Source organism: Bradyrhizobium sp. USDA 3650, from assembly GCF_054057395.1.
In genome coordinates, this window is sequence record NZ_JBSRZG010000001.1 from 2,451,513 (window position 1) to 2,477,553 (window position 26,041).

Below are 26,041 nucleotides of genomic sequence, written 5' to 3' on the forward strand. Positions count from 1 at the left end.
ACGATCAGTCGCCTCCGACTGGGGACGATCCGACCTCGATCCGGAACGACAGTCGCTCTTCCGCACCCGGCGCGACATGCATCAGGCCCGGCTTGTCCGTGAACTCGCCGTCGAAACCGGCAGGACTGGCGTAGCCGCGCCAGGGCTCGATGCAGAGGAACGGCGCGCCCGACGGCTTCGACCAGACCCCGAGCTCGCGAAAGCCGCGCCATGACATTTTCAGCCAGGGGCCGGTGGACGCAGCATAGCGGACCGCATCGCTCTCGATCCGGTCGAAGATGATGGCGTCATCGGCGAACAGGGATTCGGACAAGGGGAGCTGCATGCCCTTGACGGGACAAGGCTCCGCGGCGGCGCGCAGCAGCGCGCCATCGAGACGGCGGACAGGAGAGGCTTCCGCCTTCGCAAAGGTCAGCGCGTAATCCTCTTTCGCGCTTTCGGGTTTGAGCGGCCAGTTGAACGCCGGATGGCCGCCGGTCGAAGCCGGCAATGTCTCCTTGCCGGTGTTGGCGATCGTGAGCGTCAGATCGAGGCCGGCGGCGTCAAGCGCGAAGATCGCTGTCAGACGGAACGCGAACGGATAGAGCGCGCGGGTCGCCTCGCTGTCTTCGAGCACCAGCTTGCAGCGGCTCTCGCCGCGCTCCGCCCATGCAAAGCGGCTGTCGCGCGCAAAGCCGTGCTGGGTCATCCGGTATGTCTCGCCCCGGTGCCGCAATTCGTCCCCGGCAAGGCGCCCCACGATCGGAAACAGCAGCGGCGCATGGCGCGGCCATTCCGGCCCGGCCTGCCAGACGAATTCGGTGCCGGCATCGTCCCTGAGCGAGCAGAGCTCGGCGCCGTGCGCTTTGACCGTCGCGGTGAGGGAGCCGCTGCGAAGGGAGTGGGTATCGTCACTCATGGCCGACATCTACACCGCGACCTCACACGCAGCAAGGCAGCGCCAGCCATGCAGGTAGAGCTCCTCCACCGTGCAGGGCTGCGTCATATTTCCGTACCTAATGGTTGCTCCTTTGCGTTTCGTCCCCCGCCGGGTCGGCCCGGACTCCGATCAACCATCGTGGTAGCCAATTGAAATTCTTCATCAACGGCCGCTTTCTGTCGCAAAAGCTCACCGGCGTTCAGCGTTATGCTGCCGAGATCGTCAAGGCGATCGACGTGCTTTTGGCGTCGGAGCAAACGCCCGCCTCGCTGCGGAACGCAGACTGGCAGTTGCTGACGCCCGTGGATGCAAGCGAGCAGCTTCAGCTGGAGCGAATCAATATTCGCGCCGTCGGCCGCTTGCGCGGGCACGCCTGGGATCAAATCGACCTGGCGCGCGCCGCTGCGGGAGGCCGCTTGATCAGTCTCGCCAATTCCGGCCCGGTGTTCCATCACGACCACATTGTCGTGATCCACGACGCACAGGTCTTTCGCAGGCCCGACTTCTTCAACTGGCGCTATCTGGCGGTTCACCGAACCATGGGCCGGCTGCTCGCCCGGCACGCAAGTATCGCAACCGTTTCGGGCTTTTCGCGCAAAGAGCTTACCGAGGTGCTGAATCTGTCGGCAACAGCGATCCCGATCTTCCCCAATAGCGCAGAACACCTCGCCAGGACGAAGCCGGATCCCGGCATCATTGCCCGTCTCGGGATTCAGCCGCAGCAATTTTTCCTCTATGTCGGCTCCAGGACCAAGAACAAGAATCTTTCCGTCGCGATCCGGGCGATCGAGCTGCTCAACAGAACTGACGTTCCCCTGGTCATCGTCGGCGGCGACAACAGCAAGGTCTTCCAAGACAATTCGAGCGAAGGGGTTTCCGGCCTGTTGCTGGCCGGGCGTCTGACGGACAGCGAGATCGCAGCGCTCTACGCGCATGCATCGGCATTCGTATTTCCCTCGCTCTATGAAGGCTTCGGCGTGCCGCCGCTCGAAGCCATGATCTTCGGCTGCCCGGTCATTGCCTCGACAGCCGAAGCGGTCGTCGAGACGTGCGCCGACGCCGCTGCGTATTTTGACGCCAATGATGCCGAAGCATTGCAGCAACTCATGCTCGAAAGATTGGCAATCGGCGCCATCTCCGATCAGGAACGCCAGCGGCAGCAGGAACGCGTTGCGTTCTTTTCGTGGCAGAAGTCGGCGAAGTCGTTGCTCGATCATCTTGCACCACCGGCAAACATTGCCAGCGCTGCTTGAAGTTCGATGCAGTTCGCTCATTGCGCGCATCGGTTTTCGCACAAACAATTTGCAACTGGCTGCAACGCGCGCACATGCGCATGGTTCCGCCAAACCTTTCTGTTCTTCGAGTGACAATCGTGCGCGCAAAGAGCTTGGCGCAACATCACCACATCGCTGCCCCAATATCGCTACGGATTCGAGGAACTGTGTTTCGCACTAGCGAACTCGGAGCAGGGACTCACGATGTCCGGCTCTCCAACGCGGTCCTACGGAAGGCAAACGATGAAAGTGTTGCACATCGCCGAGACGATCCGCGGCGGGATTGCGAGCTACCTGAACGAGTTGCACCCACAGCAACAGGCGAGCTTCGGCACCGGGAACGTGCATTACGTCGTGCCGTCGGATCATCGTCGCGATCTTCCAGCGATCGATGACAACCAGATTACGACGTTCGAACGCTCCGGCCGCGGCGTTGCCGGACTGTTCCAGATGTTGCGCGCAAGCATGCAAGCGCTGGATGCCTTCCGTCCGGACGTCGTCCACCTGCATTCCTCGTTTGCCGGCCTCGTGCTGCGCCCGGCGCTGGCGGCCCGCTCGGACGGTCCGCGCGTCGTCTATTGCCCGCACGGCTGGGCGTTTTCACGCGAGACCGGCCGCCTCAGTCATCTCGTGACGAAGGCGGCGGAGAACCTCCTTGCGCGCACGTCGGACCGAATCATCTGCATCTCCGGCGACGAGTTCAACGAAGCCGTCCGCGCCGGGATTCCCGCCGAGCGCCTCACCCTCGTCCACAATGGCATCTCGAAGAGCCGCACACCGCAGCCTGTCGCGGCCGACTGGACGTCCAAGAAGGTCAAGGTCCTGTTCATCGGACGCCTGGACCGCCAGAAGGGCTTCGACCTCCTGATCGAAGCGGCACGCTCGCTCGAGGATGTGCTTGATATCCGCATGATCGGCGCCTCCGTCGTCAACAAATACGAAGGCCCGAGCGTCCCGCCCAACGTGTCCCTGCTGGGCTGGCTCGACCGGCCGACCATCGAGACTCAGCTCGAGGCCGCCGACCTCGTCGTGATCCCGTCACGATGGGAAGCCTTCGGCCTCGTTGCGCTCGAGGCGATGCGCGCGGCCAAACCCATCTTGGCGTTCCGCAGCGGAGCATTGCCCGAGATCGTCGTCGATGGCGTGACCGGCGTGCTTTGCGAGCCCGTTGCGGTCCAGCCGCTCGTCGACGGCTTCCGCCGAGCACTCGATCTCGATCTCAAGGTGCTGGGACAGCGCGGCTACGACCGGTTCAAGCAGTTTTACGACGTCCAGAAGACGCATGGGCAATTGCAGCAGGTCTATGCCGAGCTCCTGCAGGACGATCGGGCACCGGTCGACGCGAAGGCGGGGCTGCAATCGGACCTCTCCAAGAATTTCTGATGGCTCCGCTCCCACGCACCTTGGTTCGCGGCGGCCTGCGCCTCGCGGGCCTCATCGCATCCATTTTTCTACCGGTCTCTGTCTGCGCACAGCAGGCTCAACCGCTCGATGCCCGATTCCTGCTGGGGGTCGGCACCCATCAGGGGCTGGGTGGCCCGGTGAGCGCGCGCGGATACGTGCCTTCGGAGAACGTCGCGCAGATCAAGCAACTCGGCCTCAATGCCTTCCGCGATGATTTTCCCTGGTCCGATTTCGAGGTCGGGGGACGCCGGATGGGCTTCACGCCCAGGCTCGGCAGGCTCGAAGCGCAGGTCAGGTCCGGCGTCGCGCGCCCCCTCCTGATCCTGGCCTTCGGTCATCATCTGGTTCCGAATTCCTCGCCGCCGACCACCGATGAGGCGCGGCAGCGGTTCGCAGACTATGCCGCGGCGGCGGCGCAATCGGTCGTGGCGCAGCACCCGGTCTTCGAGCTCTGGAACGAATGGAATCTGGCGGCGAAGAAGGATCCGGCGTTCTCGCCGGAGAACTACCTGGCGCTCGCGCAAGTCGCGCGACCGGCGGTGAAGCGGGTTGCACCGAATGCACCTTTCCTGGTCGGAGCGCTCGGCGACGATCCGGGCTGGACATGGACGGAGAAGATGGTGCGGACCGGCATCCTTCAATATGCCGACGGCGCTTCGATCCATCTCTACAATTTCTGCATGGGCCCGAGCAAACGCACCTCGGCCGAGATCATCGACCGGCTCACGGCGTTTCACCGTCTCGTCGCCCAGGCCAGCGGAAACCCCGACTTCCCGATCTATGTCACGGAGACGGGCTGGACCACGGCCAGCAACAAATGCGGCGTCAGCGAGCAGGCCCAGGCCGACAATACCGCGCAGCTGATCCTGTGGGCGTCCACTGCGACGCGCTGGTTCAAGGGCATGTGGCTCTACGAGCTCAAGGACAGTGGAAAGAACCCGTCGGAGCTGGAGGATAATTTCGGACTCTATCGTTTCGACAATTTCGCCCAAGCCCGTCGCCTGCGCGGTCCAGGGGGCCTGGGTTTTCATTCGCCCCACCCTGAGTGCCGAGCGACGCGAACTCGCCAATGGCGTCGTGTCGATCAATGCATCGACGAATTCTGGCAGCAGAATTGCAGTCTGGTCCGAGGCCCCGGACCGGCGTTACGAAATCCGGCTCAAGGGCGATCAACAGGGCGCAAGCTTTGCGATGCCGTGCGATCAGGCGGCAAAGCCTGCATCCGGGGTCTGGATCCCCGTCTCGAGCACACCGGTCCTGATTGCAGCCAATGACAGTGCCGTTCCCGCCCTGGAGATAAGGCCGGCGCGGTAGACGCGATTTTGCAGACATGAGGTTGACGCGATGAAAGTTCTTTTGACGTCCACGCTTTATCCGACGCCTCAGGCCCCAAAGATCGTCGGCGGCGCCGAGATCTTCGCCCGACGCTTCGCCGAAGGGCTGGTGCAGCGCGGTGACGAGGTGGAAGTGATCCGGGCCGCATCTACGCCCGGGCAAGCTCCGGAAACCTGCGACGGCATCAACGTCCATTCCGCGCCGGTGCGGAACGTGTACCTGCCCTTCACGGAGCAGAAAAACGTCGCATTGCGCAGCATCTGGCACGCGGTCGACGACTGGCAGATGCAGGCCCCCCTGATCGCGGAACGCATCCGGGCCTTCAAGCCGGACGTGCTGCACTCCAACAATCTGTCGGGTCTCACCACCGCGGTCTGGCGCGTTGCCGCCCAGCTCGGGGTTCCCGTGCTCCACACGCTTCACGACTATTACCTGACCTGTCCGCGCTGCTCGCGCTTCGAGAACGGACGGTCCTGCGAGCACACCTGCACGAGCTGCGGAATCCTGAGCTTTCATCGCAAGCGGGCCACGCACTGGCTCAGTGCCGTGGTCGGCGTCAGCGAGCGCGTCCTGTCGATTCATACCGACATGGGCATGTTCTCGGAGACGCCGATCCGCACCGTGATCCGCAACGCCTCGACCGAGCCGCCGCGCGAGCCCTATCCGCGTCCGATCTGCACCACGGAGGTGACGTTCGGATTCATCGGCCGCCTCACGGAAGAAAAGGGCATCGAGAACCTGATGCGGGCCCTGGCCCTGCTGCCCCGGGATCGCATCCGCATGTTGATCGCCGGCCGGGTCAGTGACGAGGAGCAACGGCGCCTCAGGACGCTCGCGCCGGATGCACGAATAGAGTTCATGGGCTTCGTGGCGCCCGACGATTTCTACAAGCAGGTCGACGTGGTGGTCGCGCCCTCCATCTGGCACGATCCCGGTCCGCTGGTCGTCGCAGATGCCAAGGCGGCCGGCAGGCCGCTGCTGGGAACGCGCTTCGGCGGCATGCCCGAGGTAATCGAGCACGGAGTGACCGGCTGGCTGACCGAAGCCGATCCGCAAGCCCTCGCCAAAAGCATGCTCGCGGTCGCAGCAGATCCGCACAAGATCGACGAGATCAGCCGGCGGCTCATCGCCGATACCAACAAGTGGATCTTCTCCGACGTGCTATCTTCATACAAGAGCTTGTATGAGCAATTGCGCGAGCAGCGAATGTCGCGCGTGCGTGCTGTAACGTCCGACGCGCCACAAGGGCGGTCCGTCGGCAAGGAGCGCCTCATTCCGAGATGACACGCCTCCTCGCGATGGCGGGCTATGTCTATCAAAGCGCCGCGGCGGTCATCCTGATCTTCGCGATCAGCCATCTGCTGCCCGCCGCCGACTACACCAACTTTTCGCTCGCGCTGGCCTCGAGCCAATTGCTCTGCGTCCTGATGTTCGAGTGGCTGCAGCTGGCCGGACTTCGTTTTCTCGCCGCAGCCGGGGACAACGAGGCGGCGCGGCTGAGATGGTCGCTGTTTGCAGCAGGCCTTTCGAGCGCGGCCGCGCTCGTTGTGGTCGGAAGCTGCGCGTCCCTGGCGAGTGCGCTCCCGGCAGGAATCATCGCGTTGGGCCTGGGCATATCCGTGCTTCAGGGCCTGGCAGATCTCTACTTCCTGTCGGTCCGTCTGTCCGACCGGCTCGGCGTCGCATCCTCTCTCCTTGCGCTGCGTGCCACCGCACTTCTGGCGGGGGCAGCGGCGGGAGGCGTGATTTCGGGGACGGCTGAAGCAGCGCTGCTCGGGATTGCGTCGGGCCACTTGCTGGGCCTCGTCGCCGGGCTCGTCGCATACCGCACGCCGCTGGAGCGCGCCTCTTTGCAGGCGATGCTGGCTGACTGGAAGACTTTCGCCGGCTACGGCATGCTCGCGGCAGGCGCCTCCGTCATCCATTTGTCGGTACCTGTGCTGCTCCGTGTCATCATCATCGGCCGCCTGGGCGCGACCGGGGCAGGTGCCGGATTTTCGATGGCGCTCGACCTGCTGCAACGTCCGTTCTGGGTCCTCAACGCCGCGATCCACACCGTGAGCTATCCCGATGTCGTCAAGGACTTCGAACACGGGACCGTCATGAAGTCGGTTCAATCGGCCCGGCGGATGTTCGAATTCATGATCTGCACGACCCTCGTGCTGCTCGGCGGCCTGGTCGGCTTCATTCCGGATGCGGCCCGTATCCTGGTGCCGCGGGAGAGCCTTGACGGGTTCCTGGCGACGGCCCCCGCGGTGGCCGCCTTCTATTTCCTGCACACGCATCTCCAAGCGACCGTCGCAGTGGTTCCACACCTGGAGAAGCTCGCGACCCGGCTTGTGGTCGTCGCGGCCGGTCAGCTCGCGATCGTCGCGGCCGTCGCGCTGGCGGCGGTATGGGCCGGACTGTCGCCGCAGCAGGCCGTCGGCTGCGCTGCGCTCGCTACCCTCGCCACGATCCTGATCGCGCTTGGTCCGACCCTGCGGTTCGAGGCATTCCCGCGCTTGTCGTTGGTCATGCAGGCCCTTGCGGCCGCCATCCTGATCGGATCGCTCGCTGCGATGCCGACCGGGCCCGCGACATGGCTCACCGGCAAGATCGTGATCGCCGCGATCGCGACGGCGGTCATCGGATGGCGCGGGGATTTTCTATTGCTGACCCGCCGCGGCTAGTTCGTCGCATCCAAGTCTGCGACGCAGGTCGGGTTGCGGATAAACTTCAGCAACACGCACCTGCACCATTGCTGGGCATCCACAACCAAAACGAGTAAATTACAACATCTAATCGAAGCGGCATGTGCGAACTTCGCATGCAAGAAAACGCATGGGTTGCCGAAGGCACGAAACGAAAGACACTCCGAACGGTGGACAAGCGGGCCGCGTCGCACCGTCGTACGAATTCACTCGCGAGAGTTGCGCATATATTCAGCACCGCAATTGGTGAAAATCACGAAAGCGCCCTCCTCACGTCATCCTGTCCCGGCATCTCATTCATATTCTGCTGCGCAGAGATCGATTCTGTTCCTGCACAAGGAACTCGTTTCGCTCGCGATTTGTAGCTTCGATTTTTATCTGAAATTCACACTCGACAGAGAAGCTTGAACGCGATCCCTGCGAGCATTTTCGCTCGCGCTGAAATCGAGTGTGCAATGTCCGATCAAACCATCCTGTCCGCCAGCGGCTTCATCAACTCCATCGGCGTGAACACGCATGCCGGCTTCGGCTGGACCGGCTACAACAATCTCGCGCTGATGGTCGATGACCTCAAGTATCTCGGTGTCACCCATCTCCGCGACGCCATGGGAACCAGCCCGGCGGCGCAACCCGTCGTCGAGGGTCTGGCTGCTGCCGGCTACAAGTTCGACTTCCTGGTGTCGTCCGCCCTGCCCCAGACCGGCACAACCGGGCTGCAGAACTACATCGCCTCGCTCCAGAAGTTCGCGACGAGCCACCCGGGCAGCATCAGCGCCATCGAAGGGCTCAACGAGGCCAATCACCAGCCCTTCAGCTACAATGGCAGCTCGAGTCTTACCGCCGCGGCTCAGTTCCAGAGCGCGCTCTATCAGGCGGTCAACGCCAATGCCGCGCTCGGCAGCATCCCCGTGTACAATCTGTCACTGGCCTATAACGATCCGCAGGGCTACAGCCAGCTCGGCAACATGTCGGGCTCGGTCGACTACGCCAACGCCCACGCCTATGTCAGCACCAGCCTGACGACCGGCAGCTCGATTTCGGCCACGCTGAGCGCCGTGATGGCCGCGGCACCGGGAAAACCGGTCGTCATCACCGAGACCGGCTACACCACGCAGGCCAACACCCAATATCTCGGCGTCAACGAGACGGTGCAGGCCAAATCGATCCTGAACACCCTGGTCGATGCCTACAAGGCGGGCGTGAGCGCGACTTATCTCTACGAGCTGCTCGACCGCGACTCCTCCGCCAGCAATACCAACCCCGAGGCCAATTTCGGGTTGTTCAATTCCGACGGGACGCCGAAGCTCGCCGCCACGGCCATTCACAATTTGACGACCATTCTGGCCGACGACGGCAAGGGAAACCTGCAGCCGACTGATCCACTGAACTACACCCTGAGCAACATGCCGGCCACCGGCAACAGCATGGTGCTCGGCAAGAGCAACGGCGCTTACGAGCTCGTGGTGTGGGCGGAGCCGAAGCTCTGGAACGATCCCACCGATACCGAGGTCTCCAATCCGGCTCAGACGGTCACCGTGAACCTCGGCGGCGTGCATCATTCGGTCAAGGTGTACGACACGCTGACGGGAACCACTGCGATCGCCAGCTATACCGACGTCAGCACGATCACTATTCCGGTCAGCGATCACCCGCTGATCATCGAGATCGATGCCCCTCCGACCACCACGACTCCGCCGGACACGCGGACCAGCGTCAGCGGCACCGCTGCCGAGATCGTGCCGCAATTGTCCGACCTCAGCACGTCGACGGCGCTGAAGACGATCACGCTGACCGACTCGCATGTCCTACCGGTCGCCTCGAAGGCGACCATGGACTACATGATCGCCCATTACGGCGGCGCTCTCTCCAAGATCGAGGGGGGATACTCGTTCTCGGTAACGAATACGGCCGCGACCTGGCGGAGCACGAACACCTACAATTCCGGCGGGACGCTGCTGTCGAAGTCGGACACCGGCCTGAATTCGAGCGGACAGCCGACCTCGACCACCGTCGCCTACACCGACGGTTCCAAGGACCTGATCAGCTACACCGGCGGCGTGAAGACGAAATTCGTTCACGTCGGCACCGACGCAACCAGGACCACCGACACCTACAACACCGCCGGAACCCTGCTGAGCGAAGTGGTCCAGAAGTCCGACGGCTATTACTCCACCACGCTCTATACGAGCGGCGTGAAAACCGCCGCCTATGTCAAGAATGCCGACGGCTCGCAGGACAATTACACCTACGGCATCACGGGCAAGAGCTTCACGACCCAGGTTCAACACCTCGATGCATCCGGAAAGATCACCTCGGTGACCCGCAGCCACGCCGACGGCTCGCTGGACTCGACGCAAGTCTACAACCCCGACGGCAGCAGCGTGATCACCACCTATAGCGCCACGGGCGTCAAGCTGGTCGAGACCGCCTATCACGCCGACCACAGCAAGGATGTCTGGACCTACAACATCACCGGCCAGACCTACGCGACCGAGCACGACGTCTACAACGCCACCGGCTTCCTCACCGGCCTGACGCGATTGCACAGCGACGGCAGCCTTGCCTTCAAGCTCACGCAGACGACCGCCGGCACCAAGACGACCGATTGGTACAATGCCGCCGGCAGTCTCACCAGCGAGGTGGTCCAGAAGGCCGACGGCTTCTCCTCGACCACGCTCTACAGCAACGGCGTCAAGACCAACGCCTATGTGAAGAATGCCGACGGCAGCCAGGACAATACCGCCTACGGCATCACAGGCCAGAGCTACACCACGCTGATCCAGCACGTCGATCCCACGGGCAAGGTCACCGCCGTGACCCGCAAGCATGCCGACGGCACGCTCGACTATACCCAGGTCATCAACAGCGACGGCGGCAGCGTCGTCACCAATTATGATGCCGCGGGATCGCGGACCAAGGAAACCGACTTCCATGCCGACGGCAGCAAGGACGTCTTCCTCTTCAACATCGCCGGCCAGACCTACACGACCGAGCACGACATCTACGATGCGACCGGCTTCCTCACCACGCTGATACGCAAGCACGCCGACGGCAGCATGGCGTTCAAGCTGTTGCAGAGCGCCGATGGGACCAAGACCACGGACTGGTACGACGCCAGCGGCGTCCTCACCAGCGAGGTGCTCCAGAAGCCGAGCGGCTACAGCGCGACCACGGTGTACACCAACGGCGTGAAGACCGCGGCGTACATCACCAACGCCGACATGAGTCACGACAATTACAGCTACAACATCATCGGTCAGAGCTACACCACGCAGTACCAGCACCTCGATCCGTCCGGCCAGACCACCGAGGTGACCCGTTGGCATGCGGACAACTCGCTCGACTATACCCAAATCGTCAATAGCGACGGCAGCAGCGTGGTCACCAACTACGATGCATCAGGCGTCAAGAAGACGGAAACCGACTACCACGCCGATGGTTCGAAGGACGTCTTTCAGTTCAACGTCGCCGGCCAGACCTACACGAACGAGCACGACAGCTACGATTCGACCGGCTTCCTCACCGATATCGTTCGCACCCACGCGGACAACGGCCTGGCCTTCACGCTGAAGCAAAGCGCCGACGGAGCCAAGACCTCCGACTGGTACGACGCCCACGGCGTCATCACCAGCGAGGTGACGACCAAGAGCGATGGTTACAGCTCCACGACCGTCTATAGCGGCGGCGTGAAAAGCGCTGCCTACATCAAGAACGCCGACGGCACGTCCGACAACTGGAACTACAATATCACCGGGCAGTCGTACACGACCCAGCATCAGCACCTCGATGCCTCCGGCAAGATGGTCGAGCTCACCCGGACCCACGCCGACGGGACTCTGGACTATACCCAGGTCATCCACGACGACGGCAGCAAGCTGACGGACATCTACAACAGCGCCGGCACCAAGACCCAGGAGATCGCCAACCACACCGACGGCTCCAAGGACGTCTTCCTTTTCAACTTCAACGGACAGACCGGGACGACGCAGCACGAGAACTACAACTCCGCCAGCGCGCTGCAATTCTTCGATCAGAGCAAGGCCGACGGCACCCACAATGTCACGGCTGTCGCCGGCGGCGTGACGATCCAGGGCGGGGCCGGCAACGACGTGTTCTCGGCCGCGCCGAACTCGACCACCATCGCCTACGATCATGGCCAGGACCAGATCCTCAACTTCCAGGCCGGCGACGGCACGACGCACGACGTGGTCCAGATCTCGAAGCTGCTGGCCGCGGACTACGGTCACCTGCAGATCACGCAGTCCGGCACGAATGCGCTGATCACGTTTTCGGACAGTGATTCGATCCTGCTGAAGAACGTCTATGTCTCCAGCCTGACGAGCCACGACTTCGTGTTCGTCTGAGCCGGGCGGACTGATTGCTGCATCAACGTCGAGCGGGCCGGGACCCATCAAGGTCCCGGCCCGCTCACTTGGCGTCTGCCTCATCAAGAGGCAGTGTTGGGACGATGAAGACGTTCGCTTCCCTGGCAAGACGGTCTCGAGGAACTCGAGGCTGACCGATTCGCGATCACGCTGCCTCCGCCGCTGCATCCAGCGAACTTGCGTCACAATTCGACTCTAGAAGAGAGATGAACCGCGCAAGGACTCCGAGGCCCGATGGAAGCCAGTGAAGCAAGACGTTTTGTCGTTCTCGACTTCTACCGCTTCGTCGCCGCGCTCGGGGTCTTCATCTTCCACCTGAAGCTGATCGACACTGGCATTTCGCCGGCCTGGAACGGGTCCTACGGCCTGTTCGTGGACATGTTCTTCATCCTGTCCGGCTTCGTGATCTCCTATTCCTACCCGTCCGACGCGCGTGGCGTGGCGGCCTATTCCCGTTTCATGATCCGTCGCATTGCACGGATCTATCCGCTGCACCTGCTGAGCTTGCTCATCTTCGTGGTGCTCATCGGCGTCGGCCTGGAGCGCACGGCCCGCTCGACCCCGCTGGACTTCCTGTACAACCTTGTGCTGCTCCAGGCCTGGGGCGTCACCGACCATCTCAGCTTCAACTCGCCGTCCTGGTCGATCAGCGCGGAATTCTTCTGCTATCTGGTGTTTCCGCTGCTGATGCTGCTTGCGCGCAAGGTCCAGCCGATCGTGCTTGGCGCGATCGTCGCAGCGCTCTATCTGGTTCTTGCCCACGGCCATCTGCCGATCTGGCAGGAACGGTCGCAGATGTATGGAGCCAATTTCGACTACGGGATGCTCCGCGCGCTGCCGAGCTTCCTGAATGGCATCCTGCTCGCCATCCTATTTCGGATGTCGCATCCCTATCGGCACAAGCGGATGATCTTCGCCGGCATCGGCACGTTCGGCCTCTCCGTGCTCGTCCTCAACGTCTTCGCCAAGCCGGATCTGGCCATTGTCCTGTTCTCCTGCGCGATCCTGCTCACTGCGGTCGGCGAAAGCGCCTTCAGGCAGTTTCCGGGTGCCCGCCTGCTTGGACGGCTCGGCAACACCTCATATGCGATCTACATGCTGCATGATGCGGTTCTCATTGCCGTGTTCAAGCCGTTGTGGACCTGGCTCGGACTGCGGCCTGATCAGTTCGCCCTGTTCGCCCTGGCGTGCTGTGTGGTCCTGACCGTCATCGCTGACCGCACCTACGCCTATTTCGAAAATCCGGCGCGGCGCTTCATCAACCGCTGGGCCGACATCGGGGCCGCATCCCCGCGCAAGGCGGCCGCAACCGACACCTCCGTCCGCTTTGACAACACCACCGAACGGGCGGTCAACTGACCGCCTGCCGATGACATGAGGCCGTTCAAGCGACCTTCCCGTCGGCCTCCGGCACAGCCCGCATCGCGCTCTCGCCCAGCAGCGGTGCGATGTTGGCGCGGGACAGTTCCATGACTTCGGGGAGCATCTGCCGCACCTTCCCGCCGGCGGCTTCGTGTGCGCCCAGGAAGTGCAGCACGAACTTCTCAAAGCTGTCGTCGACCAGGAACTGGGTCGGCGACAGCAACAGCGATTCGCTGACGCCAAAGTGTGCGAACAGGCCCTGGAACTTGTCCTGATAGGTGATCGCTGCGACAGGCGTGCCCTGCCCAAGCGCCGCAATCGCCAGATGCATGCGCCCGGTGATCACGCCGTCGACCCGACCAACCACGGCCTTGATCTCGCCCGCCGACAGCGCCTGATCGACATGGTGCACGTGATCGCCGAGCGTGGGCTTGAGGCGGTCGGCCAGCGGCCGCAGGCAATTGTCGTCGGCGATCTCGGGGCGGTAATCATGTGCGAGCAACAGCCAGCTTGCATTGTGCTCCCGAGCAAGCCGCTCAATGGCGACCGCCGCGAGCTCTATCATGTGCCGCAGCTTGGCCGGCTCCGGCTTCCTGAACAACATCGGATGGATGTTGAAGACGAAGACCTTGCGACCTTGCTCGCGTTGTCGCGCGATCGTCGCCGCGATCTGCTTCACTGCGGCCGTCTCCGCCCGCGGCGTCAGCATGAACGCCGCGTCGGCGACCAGATGGGCGCGTTTCCGGGCGAAATCGTCGAAACGCTGAAGGGATATCGCATCGCGCAGGTTCAGGACCACGCCCGGATCTAGCAGCCGGAACACCTCGCGCAGCGCCTTGGCCGGGCGGGAATTGAAACTGAATCCGAGCACGCTGACCTTGGCGCCGAATGCCGCCATCAGGTCCGCGACGAGCAGCATGCGCGCGGCATCGACCGGAGAATAGTAGCCGTCGAGCACATCGGCGCCGAGAACCAGCCCGAAATCCGGCCTCGTGAGCGACAGCTCCTGGGCGACCGTCTCGTACGAAAAGGGCTGCCGCCAGAGTTCGAGCGGCTTGAAACCCATCGCGCGCACGTCCGCGCTGGCCGCTGCGGTTGCGGTGACGATGTAGACCTCGAGATCCGGATAGGTCCGCCTCAACTCCCCCGTGGCCGCTTCGATCATGGCCTCATCGCCGCGCGACTGACGAACGCTCCAGGGATCGGAAGGGAGCACGACGAGCCGGCGCGGGTCGTTGCGCGGCGCGGCGTTGACGCCGACGTCCCTCCGGGCGTTCTGCCATCTGCGCAGCTCGAGCAAATCGAGCGCCAACGGCGTATTCTTGGCGCTGTTGAGCCAGCCTCGGAGTTGCCTGCGTACGGGCACCGGGATCAATTGCTTCACGACAGTCTCCTCGTCTTCATCAAGCGGTCGCACCGCGCTTCACGACGAAATCAATCAGGGAAAGGAGCTGCTTCCGCCAGAACAGCAGAAGGCCCGTCAGATAGGCCGCGCCAAAACAGGACGACAGCAGCCCGATCCGCAAATAGGGGTTCATGCCCAGCGTCGCCTCCCGGCACAGCACGACCGCGCCGTAGGCCAGAACGATGGCGCAAAGGCAGCCCGCGATGGGACGTAGAAACTGGCTCCAGTTCAAGCCAAGCAGCCGAAGCGCCAGCGCAAACGTGACGGGGGTCACCACGAGCTGCGAGAACGCGAAGATCGTGGCCAGTTGACCAATGTCGCGCGACGGAAGCAGGAACATGGCCGGCACGACCGTGCAGAATTTCAGGATGTTGAGCCCAAAGACATAGTTCGGCTTCCCCAGCGCGCCGAAATAGGCGCTGTTGACGAACTGCACCGTCTGGACCGCGCCGATCAGCATCAGCGGCCGCATCACGGCTTCGCTGCCGCCCCATTTCGCGCCAAACAGCAGCAGGGAGAACTCCGGCGCGATCGCCGCGAGCAGCACGAAGACGGGAGATCCGATCAGCGCGCCGAGACTGACGCTGCGCAGATAAGCGCCTGCGATGCGATCCCGCTCGTGCGCGATCCTGGACAAGGCGCTCAGCGCGACGTCCATGACCGCCTGGGTGAGAAGTTGCATCAGGATCAGGTAGACTCTCGCCCCGACCGTGTAGATGCCGAGCGCCGCGACGCCATAGAGCGACAGGATGATCATGTCGATGGTCCGCACGATGGCGAAGTCCAGCAGCCGGTTCAGCATGACGTGGATGCTGTAGCCGGAGAGCTCGCGGAGGCTCTTCAGATCGTAGCCGCGCATCGGCAACCATCGCGGCTGGCTCCAGAGCCACAAGCCGCTGATCGCGCTCTGAACGACCACCTGGATCACGAGGCTGAGGGCGCCAAACCCGGCATAGGCACAGGCGATCCCAACGACGCCGGAGACGGCTGTCGCCACCATGGTCCTGACCGCGAGCACGCGAAAGTCCATCTGGCGCTTGTAGAGCGCCTCCTGGAACAGGGTCGCGGTACCGATCGGAAGCGAGAGACTGGCGGCCGTCAGCAGCGGCGCGAGCCCCTTCACGTCGAACCAACGCTCGATATGTGTCGCGAGGAGTGCAATCAGAACGGCCAGCAGCACCGAGGCTGCAAACGAGCAGAAGAACGGCAGCGTCACATCGGCGGGCTCGAGCGTCCGCCGCTGGATCAACGCATCGCCGAAGCCGAATTCAGCGATGGAGCTCAAAAGCAGCAGGACGAAGGCGACCAGCGCCGCGAGGCCGAAATCCGCGGGATCGAGCAGTCGAGCCAACACCAGGAACAGCACGAACGACAATGCGCGGCCGCCCCAATTCTGCGCGAGCGACCAAAACAGCGCCACGACGACCTGATGTTGCCTGCCTCGAGTGACGTTCATCAACAATTCGACCCAATTTCGATCCAGACGACGCGAAACGATGATGACGCGCCACCGCTTGTCGCCGCTCACAACGGCGACTGATTGCTCGCGACATTACGACGGAGTGATGGCAATCAGATGAGCGCCATCACGATTCCGATTTAGAGTGGAAGTGAGTTCAAATCGTGGACTACACTCCAATCGCTCTCTGCGATGTGATGCAAAATGGATGCCTTGATGAATTCGCCCGCCCCGCGTTCTATCCCCAATTCCAGACGCCTGCGTGTGGCGATCTACGCACCGCATTTTGCAGAATATTCCTACCGGCTCGCTGCGGGATTGGCTCACCATTGCGACGTCAGGCTCGTGCTCAACCGCAAGGATGCCAACCAGCAATGGGAACTGGCCGATATCGCGGTTGCGGCTCCCTTCGAAACACGGATTCGCGATTTGAGCCTGCGCCGCGGCGGCGTGCTCGGGATCCCGGCCTCTTTCTTCGACATAATTTCGTTTCGTCCGGACGTCGTTCATTGTCACGAAGTTCCGGAGATCTACACGTCCCGGCTGATCCAGTTCCTTCGCCCACTCGGCATTCCCCTGGTGCTGACGGTTCACGATGCTATCCCGCATTCGGAGGGCGGCTCCGGCACCTCGCCACGCGAGGACGGCTGGCGCGGACGCATGCGCGCCGCAGCCTCGATCGTCACGACACATGGCGAGAGTTGCATTGCCGATTTTCGTCGCGCCTCGCCCGACTTCAAGGGCGCAACGGTCTCCAGCATGCACGGCGTGCTCATGGTTCCACCGGCCCGAGGTACGGTCGCGGCGCCCGAAGCCGCACGCATCCTGTTCTTTGGACGGATGTGGGCCTACAAGGGCCTCGACGTCTTCATCGACGCCATCGACATACTGGCCAAGCGCGGCGTGGCGCATGAGGCGATCGTCGCCGGCCGCGGCCCGGAAATGACCCGGCTCGGGGCGCGGATGGAAGCGATGCCGACGGTCAAGACCATCAACGCCTACATTTCGCCCGCGGACACCGGACAGCTGTTTCAGTCGGCGACCGTGGTCGCCCTGCCCTACAAGGATGCAACGCAGAGCGGCGTGCTTGCCTCCGCTTACGGCAATGCTCGTCCCGTCGTTGCCAGCGCCACCGGCGGCATTCCCGACGTCGTCACCGACGGAGTCAACGGGCTGCTGGTTCCACCGGGCGACGCCACTGCATTGGCCGATGCACTCGAACGCGTGCTGACCTCGAAGCCGCTGGCCGCGACATTGACCGACGGCGCACGGCAAACCGCGGCGGGTATTTTGAACTGGGACCACATCGCCGAACAGCTGCTGGGGTCCTATCACAAGCTCGCCGGCCGTACCGTGAGCTGACCGCGACGGGCACGCGGCGGCTCAAACCGATTGCCCGACCTTCAACGGCCGAAAGACCATGCCGCGGATCACGCCGTCCAGCAGGCGCCTCAGCCTGACCTCGATCAGCTCATAACTGACCGCGCTTGCGACCAGCGACATCACGAGCCCGAGCACGATGAAGGCGGCCCACAGCAGCCAGCGATCGACGCCGGCTGCGACCAGCTTCAGGCCGATCACCTGCAACGGGAAGAGCACGAACGGGTGCACGAGATAGAGGCTGTAGCTAATCTTGCCGACATATTGCAGGGCCGGGACGCTCAGAGCCTTGCCGAGGCCCGACTCCGGGGCAAGCACCATGCCGAACAGCAGGAAGCCGGGAAGCAACGCCACGAAGGGGTGAAACAGCACCAGGCTTGCATACATGGCCGCTCCGCAAGCCAGGCCCACGGCCAAGCCGAGACGTCCCGGAATACGAATCCGAAAGCCGGTGGCGCTGTAGAGCATACCGACGCAGAAGAACGCTGTGATCGGCCAATGCAGCAGGCAAGCGATGCCCAGCAGGATCAGGGGGGCTGCCAGCATCTTGCCTCCGACGCGCAGCATCGAGAACGTCACTGCAAACCAGATGTAGAACGCCCACTCATAGGTCAGTGTCCAGGCATTCTGCTGGGCGATGGGCATACCAAGCGCGTCCTGCACGAAAAACAGATTGGCCGCGAAGATCCCGAGATAGCTCGTCAGGTCGATTCCACGGAAGAACTTGTAGCCGACGATCGGACCTATCGCGAACAGCGCAAGATGCATGACGACGAACACCGGCATGATGCGCAGGACGCGATCGAAGAAGAAGCGCGACAGCGAGCCGTGCCGCACCAGACTCGCCGGGATCAGGAAGCCGCTGATCATGAAGAACAGCTCGACGCCATGCCCGCCGACATTGATCACCGATTGCAGCCAGAGCCAGAGTGGCGGGAGGAAGCCGGGATCCGGGATGTCGTACATGCCTCCCTTCGGCATGTCGTAGAAATGATCCATCAGCACGCTCAGCGCCGCAATGCCGCGCAGCCCCTGGACCGACGGAACGAACGATCCGTCGTAGGCGGCGCCCGGCTGGTGCGGCGCGTTACTCATTCTGCAGCACCCTGGGTACTGAGCGCAGGCTCGAGAACGACCTTCTTTCTGCGTGCCGAGCGAAACCTTTGTCCGAACGCGATACTGGGCTTCTCGACGTATGTAAACGTCATCCAGCTGACCAGGATCGACAACGCCAGGATCAGGGTCAAGAAGATCGCCCATCCGAGCGGCCCGTCGCCGAACCAGACGAGGCGATGGATGAAGACGATCACGAACGGCGACATCAGGTAGACCGAATAACTGATCACGCCGACGAACGCCATCGGGCGCCACGCCATTCTCTCACCGAACACGGCAAAGCCGATGAAGACGAGCGCCGCGCAAACATAGGCCGCTGCGATCGAATAACTGTAGAAGAAATTCTCGTGGTAGACGCCTCCGAACCGCCGATCGGCGAGGGCGATGGCGAAGATCGCATACAGGAGCGTGCAGACCGCCACGTGGGACCATCGCAGCTTTCCGCCGATGACGGTGTCGCGGATGATCTTGCCCAGGAACATCGCCGACAGGTTCAGCCCGACCTCCATCACCGAGGAAACGGCCCTGTTCTCAACCAGGAGCGCAGCTGTGGTTCCGACCAGCGCGGCCGCAATGACGATCGTCACCGCCGTAAAGCGCCGGTTCAGCAGCCCCATCGCAAACAGAATGGTGCATCCGACATAGAACAGCAGCTCGATCGCCAGCGTCCAATAGAACACCCAGAGGTTCGGGACGTTCACGAAGGTCTGCAACATCGTCACGTTCGCGGCGATCTGCCCGAACGGATAGATTTTCGAATCCAGCAGCTGCATCGTCACGAGCCCGACTATGAGCGAGGTCCAGTAAGCCGGGTAGAGCCGGAAGAAGCGGCTGATGGCAAAATCCCGCACAGGCGTGGCGCTGTCCGGGAAGCTGAACGGAATGACGAAGCCGCTGACGAAGAAGAACAACACCACGCCAAACCGGCCAAAGTTCATGTAGTAGCCGAACACATCGTGGATGGGCCAGTAATAGGCACCCGTCGGGTGCTTCTGGACGATCACCTCGAACACATGCTGGACCAGGACCGACAACACGGCAATGCCGCGCAGCGTGTCGATGAATGCGAGTCGCCTATGCATCATTCGTTCTCACCTGCTTCCGCTTGCCGCCGGCATATCCGGACGGAAGCCTTCCAATGACGGCATCGGCGGCCGCACTACGATTGGTATGGCATCGCCGGCCCGCGTGGAGGCAGCGCGGCGCGAAAACACCTCGCTGAAGCTCAATGCGATGATCAGGAGGCCGGATGCCGGGCCGTAGTTCAACACCGTGATCGTGAACAAATTGACGACGAAGATCAGCGTCAGCTTGTACACGTCGGTCGCGCCGAAGGTCGCCCTGAACACCATCACCATGAACGCGACGAACGGCAGACCGAACATCAGGTAGGTCCCGATATAGAAATTGTCGACGGGCACCCAAAACGCCGCGAGCGGCGAGAACAGCTGCTGCGGATAGTTGAAGCAGCCTGCACCGCAGCCGGTCACCAGGCCGATCGGCATGAGCTGCGTCATGTAGATGAACGGCTTTTGCCAGCTGTTATTGATGCGATCGAGGATGCTGAAAAGGGTCGAATGCGGCACCGCGGCGGTCCCGGAAGCAACCACGATCATGAAGAACGGCACGAAGATCGAGGCATACGACCACAGCGCGATGGTCCGGATCGCGGGAAAGCGCGACCTCTCCGGTAGCATCCGCACGAACACGAGCAGAAGCAGATAGAGTACGAGGACGATCATGGTCGTCTTGCTCGTGGTCAGCTTGATGGTATAGATCGCAATGGAACCGAATAGGAGGCACCAGGTGGTGCTCATGCGAATAGACGTGATCGCGAACGACACCAGGATGAAGAAGGCGGCCATGGTGTTGTCGGCCGCAAAACCCATCAGGCGCTGGTCGTCCCCGCCATAGGCCCACCACAGCCGGCCCGCCTCCCGAACCGCGCCGAAGGACTCGTATTTATACCCGACCCAGGGCATGAGATAGAATTTGGTCAGCAACACTCCGATGACGGAAAGATAGAACGTCAAGGCGATGACCGACAGCAGTTTCTTGTACGAGCCGAGGCTCGAATCGCAAAAGCAGAATCCGACGAACACCGGCAGCATCATCTTAAACGATGAGATTGCTGCGTTGACCGTACCCAGCATGAAATAGCCGAGCACGAGCGACAGCATGATCTGCACCAAGACCAGGAGCGCCAGGGTACTGCGATTGCGCAAGATGCAATGGACGAAGAACTGGATGAGGCACAGAAGCGCAATGGCGTCGGGCACATACCAGAGCGCGTTCATGTGATAGATGCTGGTGTAATAGCGAATCACGCCGCCGAAGGCGTCGCGGACCAGATAGGCCCCGAGCGCGACTGCCTCGATGTTGAGGCTGATCAACGTGATTTTCGGCCGATGCAGCGCGAGGATCGTCATATCGGGCTCAGTTCGTCAGCCGCGCCGATTGCGCGGGAGATCGCGCGAAATCCCGACGGCTTCCGAGCGCATTTCGCATGAGCTTGCCGCCGGGGATTTCGACGTAGAGATAAGTGAAGTGCGAGACCGCCAGCACGGCGGCCAGCGAGACCACGAGGTTCAACGTCGCCGGCAGGCCCGCCCAGACCGAATCCAGCGCGGCTATACGCCCTGCCCCGACGGCCCGCACGAAATATTCGGCAAGCAGCACCACGAGCGCGTGCACCATGTAGATCGAGTAGGACCGTTTTCCGAGCCAGACCAGCGGCTTGACCACCAGCATCCGCGGCACCAGCAGCGCGTCCGGAAAGGCCAGCAAGCTGCCGAGGAAGATCGCGAACGTCACCGGCGCAAGGAACGTTGCCGCAGGATTGGTCTCCGACAGGGACACCAGCACGATGCTGGCGATCATGGCGGCGAATTGCAGCGCGCCCTGCACGGCAGGACCCGGCTTGGCCGGCAGGCGGTCGACGAACCTCACCGTCAGCACACCCAGGAAGAAGCTCACGAAGCAGCGCAGGATGCCGAAATCGGTCTGAAGCCCGAGGCTCCTCTTGTCCAGTACGAAGATGATGACGACCAGACTGCAGATCGCAAGCGCCCCGCAGAGAACGTAGAACCAGAGCAGGGACCGCATGCGCTGGGCAAGCAGCACGATCAGGCCAAACACCAGATAAGTATAGAATTCGACGCTGATGCTCCAGCTTGGCGCATTCCAGCTGAGATAGTCGATGAACCCCATCGAGTGCAGCAGCAGGACGTTGAGACCGAAGGAATAGGCATTGTTCACTTCGAACGCCGCCGGCGCGGCCACCACGACGCCGGCCATGACCAAACCGATCCGCAGAAGTCGAAACAGAAGATTTGCGATCAGCATGACGATGTGCAGCGGATAGACCCGCGCCAGGCGCCGCACCATGAACTCGCGCAGCGAGAAGCGCCCGAAATCGCCCTCGACGTAGCTGAGCGACATGACGATCCCGCTGAGAACGAAGAACAGATCGACCAGTAGCCACGAGCTTCTGAAGAACGAGCAGTTGATCCACGCATTGTGCGGGAACGCCGCGAGGAAGGTCGGCATCAGCAGGAGATGGTGAATCACCACCGACGTCGCGGCGATCCCCCGAATGCTGTCGAGCGGCAGGACATGCGCCTTCTCACGATGAACCATCTCCGTCACATCAACATTCCCAGCTATTGCACCGCAGCAGTGTGTATCAGGTCTTGCGCGTGTTCAATCTCTGCGATCGCGGGCTCGCATTCGACGCATGAGGGTCGACGATAATTTCAAGGCTCGCAGATCATTCGGGCATGCGATCGCCAAGTTCACGCCACTTTTTACGTGAGATCGACCTGCGCCGGCGCGCAAGTCACTTCGGACGTGATGATTGCGAGTATTTACGTGCAAAGTGTGCGCGAAATTCGACGCTGCTGCGATCAACGCGACCACAAAGAGTTTTGATCCTTTCGCATGCACGCTGCCCCGCATATCGCCTGATAATTTTTCGCAGCCGGGAACAATGACTCGCGTAACGACTTGTGTCGGTTTTGCGACGCATGCCCGAGGCACTTCGACATGCAACGCCTCAAATGTTTTCAGTCTGCAACATTCCTAGGCGGAGGCATGCCGATCTCGCAGGCATTGCATATCTCCATTTTGCAACCGATCGGGAAAAGGCAATGCACGCGTTGTCTTAGAGCACATGCACTCAGCTTTTGCGTCGCACAAAAATTGACACAGTTAGCTGTCAGGTTTCGCGTGTTCTCCTATTGCAACAGGGAGGAAGGGACACGGATGGGTTGCAGACTAACACGTTGTCTTGCGAGATCGCGATGGCTACCAATCATCTTGGCAGGTTCAGCCTTGATGGTCGGGAGTATCGATGCTTGCCGCGCCCAGTGCGTCGAATTTTCCGATCGTGCCTCACAGCTCGAACTCGACACATTCGTAAAATCGCCCTCCTCGCTCCTGGAGCGGCTGCGCAATGACAAGGAGAAGCTGAGATATCGGCTCTCCAACTATATCGCCACAAGCCCGTCGGTGTTGCCGTCCGTTCAGACGCTCATCTCCACTTCGGCTTCAACCGATCGCTCGTCCATCGGCGCCGCGCTGAGGATTGCCGAAGGGCGATGCACGTCGAAGAAGCCGGACGCCGCACGCAAGATCAGAGATTTCGTGCAGCGGATCGGCGATCTCAGCGTGCAGGCAGGCTATGCCGCCGCGGGAGACGACGCCTCCGGCGCCCAGGCGCAATCGCAAGACAAGGGCCCGGCGCAACCGCCTCGAGGCGGGGCGCTGCTCGAAGGCGAGTGGAAGACCAAGCTGGCCAACCCGTTCAAGCCCGTCCCCCTTCCGAATTGATCAGCGATCGTCAAAAGGCAGCGAATTAGCAAATGTATCAGCCTAGAGAACATTTCCAGTCGGGACACCGATTCGGCATCGAATTCGGCGGGGCCGTCCTCAGCTTCGAGCGCGTGACCGACGTCCTGCGCCGGCAATGGCCGATCATCGCAGCCTGTACTGGTGCTTCGCTGGCCCTGGTGATCGTCTATCTGGTCACGGCGCAACCCATGTACACGGCGAATGCCCGCATCATGATGGATACGCGCCAGGCCCAGGTGCTGGACAAGGACAGCAACGCCAACAGCGCCCTGATCGACACAGGCTACGTCGACAGCCAGGTCGAGGTGATCAATTCGGACGACCTGATCCTTTCGGTCGTCCGTCGCCTGAAGTTGACTGAGGATCCGGAGTTCAACGGCTCCAAACCGGGCCTTCTGTCCATTGTCCTGGGCAAGGTCATGTCGCTGTTCAGTTCCGGCGAACCGGGGTCGCAGGAGCAGCTCGAACATGCCGTGGTCGAGGCGGTCCAGAAGAACCTGAGAACCGAGCGCGTCCTGACGACCTATGTCTTGTCGCTAAACTATCGCTCCCGCAGCCCCGACAAGGCCGCCAAGATCGTCAACGCCATTGCCAATGCCTATCTGGTCGGCGCGCTGGAAGCCAAATATCAGTCCACCAAGCGGGCAACCGAATGGCTTCAGCAGCGCAGCATCGAGCTGAGTGAGCAGGCAACCACCAGCGACCGTGCCGTGCAGACCTTCAAGGCCGAGCACAACATCGTCGGAACCAGCCGCGGCCTGATGTCCGAACAGCAATTGTCTGACCTCAATACGCAGCTGGTTCAGGCGCGCGCGGCGACGGCCGAAGCCAAGGCCAAACTCGACCGGATCAACACGATTTCGGACCAGGATGTCGCACAATCCACCGTGACCGACGCTCTCAACAATTCGGTCATCACCCGCCTGCGCGCGCAATACCTCGATCTCGCAGCTCAGTATGCCGATTGGTCCAAGCGTTATGGCAAGGCCCATCTTGCCGCCGTCAATGTGGCCAATAAGATGGAGGAAATCCGCAAGAACATGGCGGACGAACTGCATCGGATCGGAGACGCTTATCGTAGCGACTACGAGATCGCCAAGAGCCGGGAGGCTTCTCTCGACAATAGCGTGAAGGATCTCGTCGCCCAGGCCGGCCACACCGGCCAGGCCGAGGTCCAGTTGCGCGACCTCGAAAGCGCGGCCGACACCTATCGCAATCTCTACAACAATTTCCTCGAGAAGCTGCAAAGCGCGACGCAGAATCAGAGCTTTCCGCTCAGCGAGTCGCGACTCATCAGCACTGCCAACAGGCCGGATCGCAAGAGCTCGCCGCGTACGGTTCTGGCGCTGGTTGGCGGCCTGGTGGGCGGCCTCTGCCTCGGCTTCGGCGTCGCATTCGGGCGTGAAATGCTGAGCGATGTCTTGCGGACGCCCGGAGAGGTCGAGGATGAGCTCGGCGTGAAGTGCCTCGGCGTCCTGCCCGACATTCGTCCACCGACCAAGACCGGCGCGTTGTTGTCGACGTCCGCGAAGACCGGTCCACCCAACCTGTCCCGCTACGTCGTCGATCATCCATTCTCGCGGTTTGCCGAGACGTTGCGCAACATCAAGGTGTCGATCGACGTTGCGCGCCTGACCCGCGAGATCAAGGTGATCGGCATCGTATCGTCTCTCCCCAAGGAGGGAAAAACGACGGTGGCGGCCAACTTCGCCCAGTTGGTCGCGCTCACCGGACATCGCACGGTCCTGATCGACGGCGACCTGCACACGCGCTCACTCACGCGCGAGCTCGCGCCGAACGCCACGACCGGACTGGTCGAGGCGCTCAACGATCCGGCCAGCCTGGGCTACCACGTGCAGCGAAGCAAGGAGACGGGGCTTGATTTCCTGCCGTCCGTGGTGGCCTCCCGCATGGTCAATTCGGCCGACGTCATTGGATCGAAGGCGATGGCCGAGCTGCTCAAGGTGCTGAAAGAGCACTATGAGTACATCGTGATCGACCTGGCGCCGGTGATGCCGGTGGCGGATGCAAAGGCCGTCAGCTTCCTGATCGACGCCATGGTCTACGTGATCGAATGGGGGCAGACGACACGAAGCGCTCTTCAGGAATCGATTTCGGGATCGGAAGTCCTGCAGAAGAAATTGCTCGGCGCCGTGCTCAACCGCGCCAACCCGAAGATGCTCAAGCGCATCGAGGCTTACAAGGGCAAGCACCACAACAGTTACTACGTCGAGCATGCCTAAAGCATGGTTCGGAAAAGTGCACGGCGGCTATCCGAAAAGATCTTGCTTAGACCACGACCCAAAGCGCGATGACGATTCATCCTGATCGCATCGCCTTTTTAGGAGGCGCGACGTCGCGCCGAACTGGAACGACCTCGGGCCCGCGGCCATTTGGCAGCGGGCCTTTTTGCGTTTCGTGGAACTGTCGCTTGAAGGCGATCGAGGGCTCCTAGAGC

At 62.1% G+C, this 26,041-nt stretch carries 17 protein-coding genes; 10 read left to right on the forward strand and 7 right to left on the reverse strand.

What is annotated here, in order from left to right:
- Window positions 1-4: 4 nt before the first annotated feature.
- Window positions 5-898 (reverse strand): aldose 1-epimerase family protein, encoded by an 894-nt coding sequence (locus ACVIN2_RS11585; RefSeq protein WP_456765703.1) that lies wholly within the window; start codon window positions 896-898, stop codon window positions 5-7.
- A gap of 170 nt (window positions 899-1,068) precedes the next feature.
- Between ACVIN2_RS11585 and ACVIN2_RS11590 the strand changes: the two genes are divergently transcribed.
- From ACVIN2_RS11590 to ACVIN2_RS11620, 7 genes are all read left to right on the forward strand, one after another.
- The gene (locus tag ACVIN2_RS11590; protein ID WP_456765704.1) at window positions 1,069-2,172 is read left to right on the forward strand and encodes a glycosyltransferase family 4 protein; all 1,104 of its coding nucleotides are present in this window, start codon (window positions 1,069-1,071) and stop codon (window positions 2,170-2,172) included.
- 264 nt (window positions 2,173-2,436) lie between these two features.
- Window positions 2,437-3,576 (forward strand): glycosyltransferase, encoded by a 1,140-nt coding sequence (locus ACVIN2_RS11595; protein WP_456765705.1) that lies wholly within the window; start codon window positions 2,437-2,439, stop codon window positions 3,574-3,576.
- Window positions 3,576-4,871 (forward strand): hypothetical protein, encoded by a 1,296-nt coding sequence (locus ACVIN2_RS11600; RefSeq protein ID WP_456765706.1) that lies wholly within the window; start codon window positions 3,576-3,578, stop codon window positions 4,869-4,871. Before ACVIN2_RS11595 ends, ACVIN2_RS11600 begins: the two co-directional genes overlap by 1 nt.
- 70 nt (window positions 4,872-4,941) lie before the next feature.
- Window positions 4,942-6,216: a glycosyltransferase family 4 protein gene (locus tag ACVIN2_RS11605; protein ID WP_007606799.1), complete on the forward strand. Its 1,275-nt coding sequence runs from the start codon at window positions 4,942-4,944 to the stop codon at window positions 6,214-6,216.
- Entirely contained in the window at window positions 6,213-7,604 is a 1,392-nt protein-coding gene (locus ACVIN2_RS11610) for a hypothetical protein (protein ID WP_007606797.1), read from the forward strand. Before ACVIN2_RS11605 ends, ACVIN2_RS11610 begins: the two co-directional genes overlap by 4 nt.
- Window positions 7,605-8,080: 476 nt before the next feature.
- Entirely contained in the window at window positions 8,081-11,989 is a 3,909-nt protein-coding gene (locus tag ACVIN2_RS11615) for an RHS repeat protein (protein WP_456765707.1), read from the forward strand.
- 255 nt (window positions 11,990-12,244) lie between these two features.
- Window positions 12,245-13,369, forward strand: coding sequence for an acyltransferase family protein (locus tag ACVIN2_RS11620; RefSeq protein ID WP_007606793.1), 1,125 nt, complete (start codon window positions 12,245-12,247; stop codon window positions 13,367-13,369).
- A gap of 25 nt (window positions 13,370-13,394) precedes the next feature.
- Here ACVIN2_RS11620 and ACVIN2_RS11625 read toward each other — a convergent pair whose 3' ends face one another.
- Window positions 13,395-14,756 carry a polysaccharide pyruvyl transferase family protein gene (locus tag ACVIN2_RS11625; RefSeq protein ID WP_007606792.1) on the reverse strand — a complete coding sequence of 454 codons (1,362 nt, stop codon included), beginning with the start codon at window positions 14,754-14,756 and terminating at the stop codon, window positions 13,395-13,397.
- A 19-nt stretch (window positions 14,757-14,775) separates the two neighbouring features.
- The gene (locus ACVIN2_RS11630; protein ID WP_007606791.1) at window positions 14,776-16,233 is read right to left on the reverse strand and encodes a lipopolysaccharide biosynthesis protein; all 1,458 of its coding nucleotides are present in this window, start codon (window positions 16,231-16,233) and stop codon (window positions 14,776-14,778) included.
- Window positions 16,234-16,452: 219 nt separating this feature from the next.
- Here ACVIN2_RS11630 and ACVIN2_RS11635 point away from each other — a divergent pair, with 219 nt between their 5' ends.
- Window positions 16,453-17,598: a glycosyltransferase family 4 protein gene (locus tag ACVIN2_RS11635; RefSeq protein ID WP_007606790.1), complete on the forward strand. Its 1,146-nt coding sequence runs from the start codon at window positions 16,453-16,455 to the stop codon at window positions 17,596-17,598.
- A 21-nt stretch (window positions 17,599-17,619) separates the two neighbouring features.
- Here the strand turns inward: ACVIN2_RS11635 and ACVIN2_RS11640 are convergent, their stop codons facing one another.
- Genes ACVIN2_RS11640 through ACVIN2_RS11655 form a run of 4 tightly spaced genes read right to left on the reverse strand, consistent with a single transcriptional unit; the run spans window position 17,620 to window position 22,371 of the window.
- A complete protein-coding gene (locus tag ACVIN2_RS11640; RefSeq protein WP_456765708.1) occupies window positions 17,620-18,711 on the reverse strand; it encodes an acyltransferase family protein in 1,092 nt (363 codons plus the stop codon).
- Window positions 18,708-19,817: an acyltransferase family protein gene (locus ACVIN2_RS11645; protein WP_007606788.1), complete on the reverse strand. Its 1,110-nt coding sequence runs from the start codon at window positions 19,815-19,817 to the stop codon at window positions 18,708-18,710. The genes ACVIN2_RS11640 and ACVIN2_RS11645 overlap by 4 nt, the downstream gene beginning before the upstream one ends.
- 6 nt (window positions 19,818-19,823) lie before the next feature.
- Complete coding sequence (locus ACVIN2_RS11650) at window positions 19,824-21,161, reverse strand: hypothetical protein (protein ID WP_007606786.1); 1,338 nt, start codon at window positions 21,159-21,161, stop codon at window positions 19,824-19,826.
- Between the two features lie 7 nt (window positions 21,162-21,168).
- A complete protein-coding gene (locus ACVIN2_RS11655; protein ID WP_456769695.1) occupies window positions 21,169-22,371 on the reverse strand; it encodes an acyltransferase family protein in 1,203 nt (400 codons plus the stop codon).
- A 453-nt stretch (window positions 22,372-22,824) separates the two neighbouring features.
- On the opposite strand from ACVIN2_RS11655, the gene ACVIN2_RS11660 reads away from it, so the two are divergent.
- Together ACVIN2_RS11660 and ACVIN2_RS11665 are read left to right on the forward strand one after the other, a co-directional pair.
- Window positions 22,825-23,562, forward strand: a complete 738-nt coding sequence (locus ACVIN2_RS11660) for a hypothetical protein (RefSeq protein WP_456765709.1) — start codon at window positions 22,825-22,827, stop codon at window positions 23,560-23,562.
- Between the two features lie 32 nt (window positions 23,563-23,594).
- Complete coding sequence (locus ACVIN2_RS11665) at window positions 23,595-25,826, forward strand: Wzz/FepE/Etk N-terminal domain-containing protein (protein ID WP_007606780.1); 2,232 nt, start codon at window positions 23,595-23,597, stop codon at window positions 25,824-25,826.
- Window positions 25,827-26,041 lie beyond the last annotated feature (215 nt).

Coding starts and splice junctions, on each gene's coding strand:
- ACVIN2_RS11640 (WP_456765708.1), bottom strand. CDS start 18,711: ATGAGTAACGCGCCGCACCAGCCGGGCGCCGCCTACGACGGATCGTTC.
- ACVIN2_RS11635 (WP_007606790.1), top strand. CDS start 16,453: ATGAATTCGCCCGCCCCGCGTTCTATCCCCAATTCCAGACGCCTGCGT.
- ACVIN2_RS11665 (WP_007606780.1), top strand. CDS start 23,595: ATGTATCAGCCTAGAGAACATTTCCAGTCGGGACACCGATTCGGCATC.
- ACVIN2_RS11615 (WP_456765707.1), top strand. CDS start 8,081: ATGTCCGATCAAACCATCCTGTCCGCCAGCGGCTTCATCAACTCCATC.
- ACVIN2_RS11605 (WP_007606799.1), top strand. CDS start 4,942: ATGAAAGTTCTTTTGACGTCCACGCTTTATCCGACGCCTCAGGCCCCA.
- ACVIN2_RS11645 (WP_007606788.1), bottom strand. CDS start 19,817: ATGATGCATAGGCGACTCGCATTCATCGACACGCTGCGCGGCATTGCC.
- ACVIN2_RS11620 (WP_007606793.1), top strand. CDS start 12,245: ATGGAAGCCAGTGAAGCAAGACGTTTTGTCGTTCTCGACTTCTACCGC.
- ACVIN2_RS11650 (WP_007606786.1), bottom strand. CDS start 21,161: ATGACGATCCTCGCGCTGCATCGGCCGAAAATCACGTTGATCAGCCTC.
- ACVIN2_RS11600 (WP_456765706.1), top strand. CDS start 3,576: ATGGCTCCGCTCCCACGCACCTTGGTTCGCGGCGGCCTGCGCCTCGCG.
- ACVIN2_RS11630 (WP_007606791.1), bottom strand. CDS start 16,233: ATGAACGTCACTCGAGGCAGGCAACATCAGGTCGTCGTGGCGCTGTTT.
- ACVIN2_RS11610 (WP_007606797.1), top strand. CDS start 6,213: ATGACACGCCTCCTCGCGATGGCGGGCTATGTCTATCAAAGCGCCGCG.
- ACVIN2_RS11585 (WP_456765703.1), bottom strand. CDS start 898: ATGAGTGACGATACCCACTCCCTTCGCAGCGGCTCCCTCACCGCGACG.
- ACVIN2_RS11595 (WP_456765705.1), top strand. CDS start 2,437: ATGAAAGTGTTGCACATCGCCGAGACGATCCGCGGCGGGATTGCGAGC.
- ACVIN2_RS11660 (WP_456765709.1), top strand. CDS start 22,825: ATGCCGATCTCGCAGGCATTGCATATCTCCATTTTGCAACCGATCGGG.
- ACVIN2_RS11655 (WP_456769695.1), bottom strand. CDS start 22,371: ATGGTTCATCGTGAGAAGGCGCATGTCCTGCCGCTCGACAGCATTCGG.